The organism is Kerstersia sp., from assembly GCF_052103615.1.
Classification (GTDB): Bacteria; Pseudomonadota; Gammaproteobacteria; order Burkholderiales; family Burkholderiaceae_B; genus Kerstersia.
In genome coordinates this window covers 1-13,563 of record NZ_JBQEKA010000082.1, presented here as the reverse complement: position 1 = coordinate 13,563, position 13,563 = coordinate 1, and the positions used below count along the sequence as shown (strand labels likewise).

At 62.2% G+C, this 13,563-nt stretch carries 9 protein-coding genes and 2 pseudogenes; 2 read left to right on the top strand and 9 right to left on the bottom strand.

Features of this window, described 5'->3' with window-relative positions; genetic code table 11:
* A pseudogene (gene aceE, locus ACTJGZ_RS13455) lies at window positions 1-272 on the bottom strand (pyruvate dehydrogenase (acetyl-transferring), homodimeric type); the annotation flags it as partial.
* 192 nt (window positions 273-464) lie between these two features.
* Between aceE and ACTJGZ_RS13450 the strand changes: the two are divergent.
* The gene (locus ACTJGZ_RS13450; RefSeq protein WP_441663424.1) at window positions 465-923 is read left to right on the top strand and encodes a MarR family winged helix-turn-helix transcriptional regulator; all 459 of its coding nucleotides are present in this window, start codon (window positions 465-467) and stop codon (window positions 921-923) included.
* Window positions 924-935: 12 nt separating this feature from the next.
* Here ACTJGZ_RS13450 and ACTJGZ_RS13445 read toward each other — a convergent pair whose 3' ends face one another.
* The 8 genes from ACTJGZ_RS13445 to dnaE form a co-directional block, all read right to left on the bottom strand.
* Complete coding sequence (locus ACTJGZ_RS13445; RefSeq protein WP_441663423.1) at window positions 936-1,625, bottom strand: transketolase-like TK C-terminal-containing protein; 690 nt, start codon at window positions 1,623-1,625, stop codon at window positions 936-938.
* Between the two features lie 21 nt (window positions 1,626-1,646).
* On the bottom strand, window positions 1,647-2,102 hold the full coding sequence (locus ACTJGZ_RS13440) for a hypothetical protein (RefSeq protein ID WP_441663422.1): 456 nt from the start codon (window positions 2,100-2,102) through the stop codon (window positions 1,647-1,649).
* A 159-nt stretch (window positions 2,103-2,261) separates the two neighbouring features.
* Complete coding sequence (locus ACTJGZ_RS13435; RefSeq protein ID WP_441663421.1) at window positions 2,262-3,209, bottom strand: magnesium transporter CorA family protein; 948 nt, start codon at window positions 3,207-3,209, stop codon at window positions 2,262-2,264.
* A 42-nt stretch (window positions 3,210-3,251) separates the two neighbouring features.
* The gene (locus ACTJGZ_RS13430; protein ID WP_441663420.1) at window positions 3,252-4,190 is read right to left on the bottom strand and encodes a magnesium transporter CorA family protein; all 939 of its coding nucleotides are present in this window, start codon (window positions 4,188-4,190) and stop codon (window positions 3,252-3,254) included.
* Window positions 4,191-4,209: 19 nt separating this feature from the next.
* On the bottom strand, window positions 4,210-5,139 hold the full coding sequence (locus tag ACTJGZ_RS13425; protein ID WP_441663419.1) for a CorA family divalent cation transporter: 930 nt from the start codon (window positions 5,137-5,139) through the stop codon (window positions 4,210-4,212).
* 35 nt (window positions 5,140-5,174) lie between these two features.
* A complete protein-coding gene (locus ACTJGZ_RS13420; protein WP_441663418.1) occupies window positions 5,175-6,971 on the bottom strand; it encodes a porin in 1,797 nt (598 codons plus the stop codon).
* Between the two features lie 450 nt (window positions 6,972-7,421).
* Complete coding sequence (locus tag ACTJGZ_RS13415) at window positions 7,422-9,401, bottom strand: BCCT family transporter (RefSeq protein ID WP_441663417.1); 1,980 nt, start codon at window positions 9,399-9,401, stop codon at window positions 7,422-7,424.
* A gap of 160 nt (window positions 9,402-9,561) precedes the next feature.
* Window positions 9,562-13,056, bottom strand: a complete 3,495-nt coding sequence (dnaE, locus tag ACTJGZ_RS13410) for a DNA polymerase III subunit alpha (RefSeq protein WP_441663416.1) — start codon at window positions 13,054-13,056, stop codon at window positions 9,562-9,564.
* A gap of 194 nt (window positions 13,057-13,250) precedes the next feature.
* Between dnaE and ACTJGZ_RS13405 the strand changes: the two are divergent.
* A pseudogene (locus ACTJGZ_RS13405) lies at window positions 13,251-13,563 on the top strand (lipid A hydroxylase LpxO); the annotation flags it as partial.

The window sequence follows — 13,563 nt, the reverse complement described above, 5'->3', positions numbered from 1 at the left end:
ATGGCATTCCAGCGGATATAGGCATTGATGCGCTGTTCTATCTCCAGGTTACCGGGATAGGCGGGCTGGCGGGCCCGGCTGATCGTATTGACATAGGGGGTGGTGACCCGGCCATGCAGGCCGCCATGCCGCTCGGCATCGAAAGCGGTCAATTGGTCGATCAGATAGTGGGCTCGCGGCCGCCCTTCGGCCGCCACAACGGCCTCCAGCGCTTCGAGCCACTCTCGTGTCTCTTGAGGATCGACGTCGGGAAGTACGGTTGACTGCGTCATGGCAGGCCTCCAGGAAAAAGCGGCGTTGTCGAAACTTGCTGCCGCATGTTCAGGGGCCTAGGCGCTAGGCCCGTCGATTTTTCCCCTGCCATACGATTGCATTTGCAATAATAGCATTTGCAATCAAAATAAACCGGATCTGCCAGGGTAAAATTGCATCTGCAACGCTATTGCCTGTCCAGGAGCCCCGCCATGCCGTCCGCCTCTCCCGATCTCTGGTATTCCTTTGTCCGCTCCCACCGGATGATGATCCGTGAAATCGAACGCCGTCTGAGCGCCGCCGGGCTGCCCGGCTATGCCTGGTATGACGCGCTTTGGGGGCTGGAAAGCGGGCCGGACGGCACGCGCCGCATGCATGAGCTGGCCGACGTTCTGGCAATCGAACGCTATAACCTGACGCGCCTGATTGACCGCCTGGAACAGGAAGGCCTGGTCACCCGTTCACGCTCGGCTGAAGATGGCCGCGCCGCCTACGCCGCCATTACCGACAGCGGCCGCGTCCTGCGCAAGAAAATGTGGCGGATTTACGAATCCGCCGTGGCCGAACTCTTTCTGGAGCAATTCAGCCCCGCTGAACAAGCCGCTCTGGCCGACGGGCTCAACCGGACGGCGGCTGCCGTCCGCGCCTGCGCCGCCGGGACACGCAAATAGGCGGCTGCCGTCTCAGGCAGCTGCCGCCAATCCGTAACGGCGCAAGGCTTCCCCTATCACCGCTGGCGGCAGACGGCCATCGGCGGCCAGGCTCTTGAGCGCGGTCAAGACGATCCAGCGCGGGTCCAGCGCGGCGCCGGATGCCCGCAGCGAATCCGCGCCCAGCGCCTGGAAAGCGCCAGGCGCGAAGGCGCCGATCTGGGCGGCGATGAACTGGGTATAGCCGGTGACCGCAATCACTGGCGTCGTGGCGTCCTGTAGGCAATCATGAATATGCGCGGCTCTCGGCCGCGCCAGCGGATGCAGCAGATTCCAGCGCTCTGCCTCATGGCCGTCGCGTGCCAGCCGGGTATAGCTGGGACAGCTCCAGACTTCGCTGGCCATGCCCCAGTCTGAGGCCAGCAGTGCCGCCGCCTGCCTGAGCGGCGCCAGCGCCCGCCCGGCCCCCAGCAAACGCAAGTCTGCCGCCTGCGCCAGCGGCGGCGCAGACTGCCGGTACATGCCTTTGAATGCCTGCCGCGCCTGTTGCCATGACAAAGCCTCGGCCGGCGCCGCCTCGTCATGCATGGAAAAATAGACAAAATCCGCTTTGCCATCGACATACAGGCAGCGCAAGGCCACCCGCAACATGGCCAGCAGCTCGGCTCCCGATGCCGGGTCATAAGGCAGCCCGGCCGGGCTGCATGACAGCCAAAGCGGCACGGCAGGCTGCACGCTTCTGGGCTAGGCCGATGGGCGCAATTCAGCCTCATTGAAAAACAAACCTTGCTGGCGGCTTTCCGCCAGGGCTGCCTGCAAGCCCGCCAGGGAAGATGACCGCAGCACGTACAGCAAGGGCTGCTCCGCCCGCTCCCGCGTGTCCCGGAACCATAGCGGCCAAGCGCTGGCATGGCCTGGCCCAGGACGAATGGCGGCAGCGTTTCCTGGTTCGCCCCAGACCGTTTCCAGGCCTGCGGCGGCAGCCGGCAATGGCTCCCCGGACTGAACCACCCATGCGGCAGCCTCTGCGCGCGGATCGGCAGGCGCCAGCACAGCGGCCGCCGCCTGCAAGGCCGCTCGCGGCGACAAAACCTGACAATCCAATGCCAGTTTCTTCCCGCGCAGACGCGCCAGACACGCAGCCGCCGCTGTCCGTGCGGCGCGGCTGGGCAAGCTCGTGCGTTCTCGTTCCCATCCCATGGCAAGCTCCATTCACCCTGACGGCGCGGCCGCTGCTACCCTTGCGCGCGCCGTACAGTCATATTATTGCCAGTCCAATGATTGTATTTGCAATAATATGAACGGGCAAGACAAAGGGGGCTGCCCGCCCCCCTTCTTTCTGCTGTCCTGCCGCCAGAATCAGAAATAACGCTTTTTCTGGAATAGCCACGCCACCATGCCGCTGATCACCACCATGCTGATGACGATCACGGTAAAGGCGCTGGGGTCTGTCTGGAATGGCAAGGGCACGTTCATGCCGTAGATACTGGCAATCAGCGTCGGAATGGACAGCACGATTGTCACCGCCGTCAGAAACTTGACGATATGGCTGACGTTGTTCTGGATGATATTGCCGTAGGCATCCATCACATTATTGAGATTGAGCTGGCTGATGTGCGTCACGGCATGCGCTTGATCCAGCTCGGCCACGGCAGCTTCGAACATGCCCAGGTCCTCTGGCGTCAGCGGCAAATATTCATCCTGGCGGATCCGGTGCATGACATGCATCATGTTCTTGAGCGCTGTCGTCATATAGATCAGGCTCTCGTTCAGGTATAGCAGCGCGTACAGCTCGCGGTTACGGTAGGAACGCGCCAGTTCAGCCTCGGCGCTGGCGATATCCGCGTCAATATCCTGCATCACGCCAGCAAAGGCCTGCGCAATCCCCTCGGCCATCGCCAGCGCATTGAAAGACTGGCGGCCTGGCGCCAGGCGCAAGCCATGGCGCACCATGAAATCCGGCGAGATCACGGATGCCTGGCGGCTCACCGTCACGATCAGATCGCCCGTCACGATAATGCCCAGCGGCAGGCTGCGGTATTTCACATCCTCATGGATGGCGCTGACGCGCTCATCGCGGCAGGGTTCGTGCAGCAGCACCAGGCTGGCCTGACCTTGGCGCTCTACCCGGGGGCGCTCTTCGGGCTGCAGGGCATCTTCCAAAAACGCGAATGGCAGGCGCGTGGCGCTGGCCACTTCATACAGCTCTTCAGGGGTGGGATTTTGCAGCTGGATCCAGCCGCACTGGGGAATGACATCGGCCCGGACAAAACGTCCATGGGCATCGTTGGTATAGATATGCATCATGCTGGAAATTCTCCGCAGAATTGGGCGCAACAGGCGGCGGCCTTACTGCCGCAGGTATTTTTTCTTGTAGAAGATGAAGACCAGCGCTGCGCTCAGCAGCACCATGCCGGTACTCACGACCACGGTCGAGATCCACTCTTCTTCATAGGGCAAGGCCACGTTCATGGAGAAAATGCTGCCTATCATGGTCGGAATCACCATGATGATGGTGAGCGCCGTCAGGATTTTCAGAACTGAATTCAGGTTGTTGTGAATGATGGCCGCATAGGCATCCATCAAATTGCTCAGGCTCTCGCGGCGCATCTCGGTGATTTCCGCCGACTGGCGGATATCAATGAGAATGTCGTGCAAACGGCGTTTTTCTTCGTCATGGATACGAATATCCTGGCCTGCCATCAGGCGCCGGTAGAGAATGGCCATGGCGCTCAGGGCCGTGGAGAAACTCACCAGGCTTTTATTGAGCGCGATAAGCGCGAACAGCTCGGTATTGCGGTAGGAAGACTTGATCTTCTTTTGCAGCACGGCCACTTGGCGGTTGATCTGTTGCAGGCTCTGGTCATAAGCCTGGGCAATGGCCCGGAACAGCAACAGGCTGACGCGTGTCTTCATGAAGCTGCGGAAGTCGCCATGGCGGCCTTGCAGCAATTCGTCCACCAGAACCAGTTTTTCACGCGCCACGATCACCAGATGATCCTTCACATGAATCACGCCTACCGGCGTGGTCCGCCAGGCAGCGGCATCGCCCGCCAGGCGCTGCGGCGCATTGACGACAATCAGCGTGGCGCCGCCCTGCTGGGCGATGCGTGGCAACTCGTCACGATCCAGCGAATCCTCGAAGAAATCCAGCGGAATATCCAGGGATTGCGCCACGCGGCTGATTTCCGCCGCATCCGGATTTTCCATGTGCACAATGGTGTTGTGGGCGATATTCTCGACGCGCGCGAGCACGCCAGCCTCGTCGCTTTTGTAGATATGCAGCATAAAGCTTGCTCCAGCAGAATTAGAGGATGCGGCGGGCCTTGAACAGGCCGACCATCAGTGCTGCCAGCAGCAGGCTTAGCAGCCCCAGCACCGGCAAGGCATATGGCTCATCCTGAAACGGCAGCGGCACGTTCATGCCATACAGGCTGGCGACGCCCATAGGCACCGCCGCAACAATGACGAAAATGGAGAGGTACTGCACGACCAGGCTCAGATTGTTTTCCACCGCCGCCGAATAGGCGTCCATCAGATTGCTCAGATTGACGTTATGGATTTCGGCCATGGCGCGTGCCTGGCTGGTTTCGACCATGGCGTCTTCCAGCACCGGACGCGCCTGAGGGTGCTGGCGCGCCAGCGCCGAGGCCGAGACGCGCTGCAGCAGCTTGAGATTCGCCTCCAGCGCGCCGAAGAGCTGGTTCAGGCACTTGTTGTGTTCGAGCAGATCGAAAATCTGGCGGTTGACGATGGCGCTCTTGAGCTGTTCTTCGATGCCATCGACACCGGCATTGATCTCGCGCAGCGCTTCGATAAAACGATGCGCGCCGTCGCGCAGCAGGGCCGCAGCCTGTATGCACACCCCTGACAGCCCGGCGGCCGGATTTTCTTCATGGCTGAGCAGCGTCGCTGCCGTCTGCGCGGCATGGCTGCCAAGCAGGACATGACGCGCATTGGCCAGCAAGGAGACATAGCCGATGCCAAAGGGGCGTGCGCCCCCTGCGGGCACAGGCACGGCAAACACCAGCAATACGGCATCGTCCCGTTCCATGAAGAGCGGCCGCAACGGGCGGGTGTTCAGGCCGGCGTCAATCAAGGGCGCGGCGAACCCGCAGCGTTCGGCCGCATCGCGCCACTGCTCGGCCTTGACCGGGGCTGGCGCGGCCGCGGGCGGCGCGCCAGCCCCGTGCCAGAGATGCGGCAAGCCTGTTGCCGTCTGGGAGTGATTCAACATAGAAATACCTTTTGAAGCTCAATACGAGAACTGAATCAGAAGTGGTGCGTCATCCCGATGGCGGCGCGCTGAGTCCGGGGCGCATCCGCGCCTATGACCTCATCCATGGAATAGCGCTGGCTCATGGCCACAAAACCATACAAAGACGTGCGCGGCGATAGGGCGTGGACATAGCCCAGCGACATCACCCGCACCGTCGCGGCGCGCTCGCCGCTCTCCTGCCAGTACCAGCTGGGCCGAGCCTGCGACCACTGCCATTGCAGCTCATCGTCGCCAAACGGCACTGCCACACCGGCATACACGGCATCCAGGCGGCCGCCATTCAGGAACTCCATGGGGCCCATGCCTTGCAGACCCATGGCGTCCAGTTCTGCCGGGCCGTCGCCGCCGTTGCGCCCCACGAATCCATTGCGCTGGCGGCTCCAGCCAGCCGCGACCCGGAGGAGATCGAAGTCAGCACTCACTCCCAGTTGCAAGGCTGCCGGCCGGCGCGCCTTATCGCCCCCGGCCTCGATACGCCCCAGGGTTTCATAGCTGGCGACCCATTCCCAGTTATTCAGCGCATAGCGCAGCGCGCTGCTGAACAAATGCGCCCTGCCTTTTTCAAAACCCCTCTCCCCCACATCCGGGCTATAGCTCAGGCCTGCCTGCAGCCCTTGCCATTCCGGGCTGACCCAGGCCAGCAGATTCGAGACCTGATAGTTGTCGGACGCACGCATCAAGGCGCCCATGCCGAAATCTTTCCAGCCGGCAATCTCTATGCCCGACACAAACGCCTGACCGGCGGTGTACTGGCGGCCCAGCCGCAACTCGCCCAGGCTGGCATGGCCCAAGCCCAGCCAGGACTGGTAGTTGAACAGGCGGCCGGGTTCTTCCGCGCTACCCGTGGCGGCATCCAGCCCGCCTTCCAGGGTGAAACTGACATAAGCGCCTGAATCCAGATCATCGCGGCCCCGCATCCCCCACAGCGAATCGGTCTGCCCGCCGCTCAGCAATCCCGTTGTCGTGCCTTCGCCCTTGACGTGCGTGGCGGCGACCCCGACATCCAGCGTGCCATACAAAGACAGTTCCGCCGCCTCCAGCGCGCGCGGCGCCCCCAGCGACAGCAGGGTAATGGCCAAGCCGGTGCCCAGGCCCCCGGCATAGCATTGCCACTGGCGCCCGACCTGGCGCCCCAGCTGCCGCCAGATGCCCGCCAAAGTCAGGCGCGGCAACGCTTGCGCTGGCGCTTGAGACGGCAGTTGGGAAGACAGTGGGGCCTGCGGCTGGGCAGTCTCCTGCAACAGCAGCCCCAGCAAGGTCTGGTTGCCGGTGGCCAGCACCAGGGCGCTGGCACTCCCGGCCAGCACACGGTCCCCCATGGCGCAGCTGTCCGGCCAGGCTTGGAAAATAGCCCGGTCCAGCAGCAGGCCGTCCTGGCGGATCACACGCACATCCGCCGGTACGATATCGCCGGCGCCCAGCTGGATGATGTCGCCAGGCACCAGCAGGCTGGCCGGCACCCGGCGGGCCAGATCATCGTCCTGGCCATAGGTTTCAAGCCGCCGCAATACCGGCACCCGGCGGTCTTTCAGGCTCCGGGCCAAACGGGCCAGCTCTGGCGCCGCCGCTGCCGGAATACGGGGGCGATTCGGACCACTGCGCACCAGCCGGCGCAGCACTTCTTCGAAAGCCAGGCCGCTGATTTCACTGGACAGCACGCGCAGGCTGTCTGCCAGCGACAGCCGGGCATGCTCCTGCAGCGCGCAGCGGGCTCGCCGGACGCTGTATCCGGCATGGGCTGGCGGAACGGCGCTGCGTGCAGCAGCGCGAGGGAAAAACAAAGTTCGCATTGGGGGCATCCTGTAAACCGCGCAAGGCGGGATGCCCCCGGCTGAAACGTCAGGCCGCAGGCAACCCTGCCCTTGCTGGTGAAAGGCAAAAGTCGTTAATCAGGAGGAAGGTCGGGGGGCCGCCCGCCGGCTTGTCAATCAAGCCAACGGGCCTACTCTCGTCATCGTCCATGCGTTCGGCTCCGTGAAATTTCTCTGGCGCTGCCACCCGGATCCGGCTTGCCGGAAAAAGGTGCTGCAACGAAAAAGATTGTCGCACCCGGCTGCGCGCAAAGCCATTGGCCTCTAGGGTTGCCATACGACATCTTCCGGCATGCCGCATATACTTTGGGATAGTCCCCGCCGCCAGCAGGCTTGGCGCCGCAGGCAAAAAAAAGCCCGGCGGGCCGCCCTGGCATCAGGGCGCCCCGCCGGGCCGATATTGGCCTTGGGTCTTGGCCTTGACCGCGCTCAGCGCAGCAGGTGCAGATAGTGCAAGTGTTTCTCGTACTGGTCGAGGATATCGCCGATCACGCCGCTGCGGCTCCAGCCCATGATGTCGTAATTCTGGCCGCCCTCTTTCAGGTGCACTTCGGCGCGGAAATATTTGCGCTCATCATTGTTGTCATCGCTCTGACTGACGGTGAAGGTTGGGCGGGCATAGGCGCGCGGACGCACTTCATAAATGAAGTCGATTTCATCGCCGTGCATGACTTCCAGGCGCACCCCGCCCGGTTCCACCTCCGTCACCTTAACGTCCTGGGTGGTGCCCTGCAACTCGGCAGCCACGTCTTCGCATGCCGGTTTGACGACTTCCTGGATGAAGCGGTTGACGTGCGCACGGCGCGGCGTGACCATGAGGTTACGCAGACGGCGGCGCCAATTGTCATCGCCATGCTGGGCGCGCGGCGCCAAGTGGTTCTGGTAGCGCATGCCGCGTTTGACCAGATCCAGCCGCAAGGCGCGCAGCAATCCGGCCAGAACCGCCAGCAGCACCGCGGCAAATGGCAAGGCGCTGATGATCGTCATGGTCTGCAAGGCGGCCAGGCCATCGGCCAGCAGCAGCACCACGGCCAGCCCGCCCATGGAAATCGACCAGAACACCCGCTGCCAGACGGGATTGTTCTCGCTGCCGCCCGATGCCAGCAAATCCACGACCAGCGCGCCTGAATCCGCAGAGGTGACAAAGAAGATCAGCACCATGACCACCGCCAGATAAGACATGAAAGTCGCCAGCGGCAAGCGGTCAAGCAAGGCGAACAAGGCCAGTGAGTTATCTGACTTCACGATCTCGGCCAGTTCCGTGTAGCCCTCTGCCAGCAGCATATGAATGGCCGTATCGCCAAACACCGTCATCCACAGGAAAGTGAAGCCCGCAGGGACGAAGATGACACCGCCGACGAACTCTCGAATGGAACGGCCGCGCGACACGCGAGCGATGAACATCCCCACAAAGGGCGACCAGGAAATCCACCAGGCCCAGTACATCAGCGTCCAGCCCCCCATCCAGTCAGTCTGTTCATAGGCATACAGATTGAAGGTCTTATCGACGATTTCCGACAGGTAGGAGCCGGTGTTCTGGACAAAGGCCTTGAGCAGGAACACCGTGGGCCCGGCCAGGAAGACGAACAGCATCAGCAGAATCGCCAGAATCATGTTCAGCTCGGACAGGCGCCGCACGCCCTTGTCCAGGCCGGAAGCGGCCGATAGCGTGGCCAGCGCCGTCGCCACGGTGATCAGAATCACCTGGACGGTGGTATTGACCGGCACATCCAGCAGCAAGTTCAGGCCGCTATTGATCTGCAAGACCCCGAAACCCAGCGAGGTCGCGACGCCGAATACGGTGCCTATGATGGCGAACACATCGACGGCATGGCCTATCGGCCCATGCACTTTTTCCCCGATCAGCGGATACAGGGCAGACCGCAAGGTCAGCGGCAAGCCGTGGCGAAAGGAAAAGAATGCCAGCGACAAGGCCACCACGGCATAAATGGCCCAGGCGTGCAGCCCCCAATGGAAGAAGGTGATGCGCATGGCCTCCTTGGCCGCTGCCACCGTCATTGGCTCGCCCACCGGCGGCGCGATGGTGTGCATCAGCGGTTCGGCCACACCGAAGAACATCAGGCCTATCCCCATCCCGGCGCAGAACAGCATGGCGAACCAGGTGCTATTGCTATAGTCGGGCTGGCTGTGGTCCGGCCCCAGCTTGATGCCGCCATAGCGACTTATCATGCAAAACATGACTGCCAGCAGGATCAGCGCAACCGTCAGGATATAAAACCAGCTGGCGTTGATGACTATCCAGTCCTGCGCAATGGCAAACAAGGCCTGCGCCCGGATGGGAAATGTCGAAGTCAGGACGACCAGCAGCAGGATCAAGCCGGCTGCTGACCAGAACACTGGCGGGTTGATAACAAGTTTCGGCCTGCTGCCGGTGGGAGATGCTGCCATACACCACTCCTGCAAATCAGGCGACAGAATAGCGGCGCCTGCCTCCGAAATGACAGACCCCGGCTATCGCCGCAGTTTGAATCCCATGCCACGCATTGTCCATGCGCAATACCGGGTGCCGCGCGGCCAGCGCGGCGCACCCGGTCTGGGGTGAAAGCCCTCAATCGTAACGGATCTCGACGGCCTCTGTCCCTAGCCATGCCATCAGATTGTCAAACATCTGATCAGCCATCCGCACCCGCCAGGACTCCCCCAGCTGGATCAGCGCCGTGGCATCTGGACGCTGATAGAAGATTTCCACCGGCACGCCGGGAATCCCGTTTTCGGGTTCGGCCCGGAAAGGGTTGAGCGCCCGGCGCAATGCCGCGGCGTCGGCCTTGGCTGCCGGAATGGTCAGGCGCAATGCTCTGGCGCGCGTTTCACGGGCAGCCTGCAGGTCGAACAGGGATTCGGCCACGATGCGGGTTCCGCCGGAATAATCATCGTGACTCACCTTGCCTTGCACGATCAGCAGCTGATCTTCGCGCAAGCGGTTGCGATTCTGTTCATACAGCTCATTGAACACCGACACTTCCAGCTGCGCGGTACCGTCATCCAGCACCGCAAACAGCATCTTGCCGCGCCGTGTCAGCTGAGTGCGCACGGAGCTCAAGGCGCCCGCCAGCCATTGCAGCTCGCGCGACGGTTCGATACGTTTCAGGGGCGTCGGCACAAAGCGCCGCACTTCCTCGCGCCAGGCATCGAACAAGTGGCCGCTGAAAAAAAACCCCAGCGCCGCTTTCTCTTCGGTCAGACGGGTGCGCAAATCCCAGGGCGGCACCTTGGCCAGTTCACCGGCCACGACAATGGCCGCATCATCATCCCCAAACAGCGACACCTGATCCGCGCTGCGCGCTGCCTGGTCTGCCGCTTCCATGGCCAGCGGCACCGACGCCAGCAAGGCGGCGCGGTTCTCATCCAGGCCATCGAAGGCGCCGGCACGGATCAAGGCCTCGATCGTGCGCCGGTTCACCGAATGGCGGTCGATGCGGCGGCAGAAATCGAACAGATCCCGGAACGGGCCAGATTGCCGCACCCGCAGGATTTCCTCAACCGCGCCCTGCCCTGTCCCCTTGACCGCGCCCAGGCCATAGCGCATGGTGCGCGGCGGCTTGCCTTTGGCGGTATGCTCGTCCGCGACCGGCTCGAAGCGGTAGGCGGACGCATTGACATCGGGCGGCAGCACTTTGACGCCATTTTCCAGCGCATCGCGCACGAAAATCTGCACTTTATCCGTGTCGTCCATATCGGACGACAGCGTGGCCGCGAGGAATTCCGCCGGGTGGTAATGCTTGAGCCAGGCCGTCTGGTAGGAAATCAGCGCGTACGCGGCCGAGTGCGATTTATTGAAACCGTAGCCGGCGAATTTCTCCATCAGGTCAAAGAGCTTGACGGCCAGATTCGCGTCATAGCCCTTTTCCACCGCGCCTTTCTCGAACAGTTCGCGGTGCTTGGCCATTTCCTCGGGCTTCTTTTTGCCCATGGCGCGGCGCAGCAAGTCGGCGCCGCCCAGCGAATAGCCCCCGATGATCTGCGAGATCAGCATCACCTGTTCCTGGTACACGATCACGCCGTAAGTGCTCTTGAGCGTGGATTCCAGGTCGGAGTGGAAGTAATCGACTTCCGCGCGCCCGTGCTTGCGGTCAACGAAATCGTCCACCATGCCCGACTCCAGCGGGCCGGGACGGTACAGCGCCAGCATAGCGATGACGTCTTCAAAGTTGCTGGGGCGCAGCTTCTTGAGCAATTCCTTCATGCCGCGCGATTCCAGCTGGAATACCGCGGTGGTGTTGCCTTCGCACAGCAGGCGGTAGGCATTCCCATCGTCCAGCGGCAGCGCCATGACATCGAAATCGCGCATCGCAGGATTGAACTGGCGCACATAGCGCACCGCCCAATCCAGAATGGTGAGGTTGCGCAGGCCCAGGAAGTCGAACTTCACCAGGCCGACGGCTTCGACGTCGTCCTTGTCGTACTGCGACACCACGCTGGTTTCGCTGCCCGGCTGGCAATACAGCGGGCAAAAATCGGTCAGCTTGCCCGGCGCGATCAGCACGCCGCCCGCGTGCATGCCGATATTGCGGGTCAGGCCTTCCAGCGGCCGCGCCAGATCCACCAGGGAGCGCACCTCTTCTTCCTGCTCATAGCGCTCGCGGAAAGCCGGTTCATTTTCCAGCGTGCGCTCCAGCGTCCAGGGATCTGCCGGGTTGAACGGAATCATTTTAGACAGGCCGTCGCAGAACATATACGGCATGTCCAGCACCCGGCCGGCATCCCGCACCACGGCCTTGGCGCCCAGCGTGCCGAAGGTCGCGATCTGGCTCACGGCATCGCGGCCATAGCGCTCTTTCACATATTCGATCACGCGCTCGCGGTTATCCTGGCAGAAGTCCACGTCGAAGTCAGGCATGGACACCCGTTCCGGGTTCAGGAAGCGCTCGAACAGCAAGTCATAGCGGATCGGATCCAGATCGGTAATGCCCAGGCTGTAAGCGACCAGCGACCCTGCGCCCGAGCCCCGGCCCGGGCCGACCGGCACGCCATTACCCTTGCCCCAGTTGATGAAGTCCGCCACGATCAGGAAGTAGCCGGGAAAGCCCATCTGAATAATGGTGCGGCATTCGCGCTCCAGCCGTTCGTCATAGACAGGACGTTCGCGGTTGCGCTGCGCTTCATCGGGGAACAGGAATACCAGGCGTTTTTCCAGTCCTTCACGCGACAGCTGAATCAGGTAATCATCCAGCGACACCCCGTCGGGCGTCGGGAAATTGGGCAGTTGCGGCTGGCCCAGGGTCATCACCAGATTGCAGCGCCTGGCGATCTCCACGGTATTGGCCAGCGCCGACGGCACGTCGGCAAAGCGCTGCGCCATTTCCTCGGAACTCTGGAAATACTGGAGATCGGTAAAACGCTTCACCCGCCGCGGATTGCCCAGCAATTCGCCTTCGGCAATGCAAACCCGGGCCTCGTGCGCCTGAAAATCATCGCGTCTCAGGAACTGCACCGGATGCGTCGCCACGACGGGCAGGCCCAGCTTGTCTGCCAGCCGCATGGCTGCCTGCACATAGGCCTCATCGCCGTCACGGCCGGCGCGTTGCAGTTCTATATAGAAGCTACCGGGGCAGCGCTGCTGCCAGGCGCGCGCCAGCGCTTCGGCCGCCGCTGGATTACCGGCCTCCAGCGCCTGCCCGATATCACCCATGCGGCCGCCGGACAAAACAATCAGGCCATCAGCCCCTTCCAGCCATTCGCGCCGGACTTGTGCCCGCGCGCGCTGAGTATTGCCCAGCCAGGCGCGTGTCAGCAAATCGCACAGCTTCAGATATCCCTGCCAATTGCGCGCCAGCAACAAGACGCGGAACGGTTTGTCCGGGTCATCCTCATTGTTGAGCCAGACATCGCACCCGGCCACAGGCTTGAGGCCAGCCCCTCTGGCGGCCCGGTAGAACTTGACCAGGCCGAACAGATTCGTCAGGTCGGTCAGCGCCACGGCCGGCTGGCCGAATGCCGCGGCCTGTTTGACCAGTTCGGGGATCCTGATAATGCCGTCCACGACCGAAAATTCGGAATGGACACGCAAATGGACGAAGGGAGTAGCGGGAAGCGATGCAGTCATGGGGCAGGATTGTAACCATCTGGCAGCCCGAGCACGCAGCAAACATTCGTTACGGATGCTTGCACAGCCCGTGCCAAGCCCGCCCCATCGGCCTACAATTGGGGCAGGCAAGCCTGCTGGCCTGACGCATTATGTTGCGCAGCCGCGCCGCCGCAGGTTTACGCTGTTTATTTAATCCAGGAGTCACTGGCAATATGAAATGGATCATACCGGGCATCTGGCTGGCCGCCATCCTGTTCGCCCACTTCCGCGGCCGCGTGCGCTTTCCGCTGCACAAGCAGTTGCTGGATCATTCCATCCTGCTAGCACCGGTCAATGCGTTCATGGTGCTGTTCTCCAAAGTGCCCACCACGCCGTATCTGGATGAAAAGTACCTGCCGTCGCTGAAAAAACTCGACGACAACTGGGAGATCATCCGCGACGAAGCGCTGGCCATGGCGGAAATGCGCCATATCAAGGCCGCGCAAAAACATGACGATATCGGTTTCAACTCCTTTTTCAAGGAAG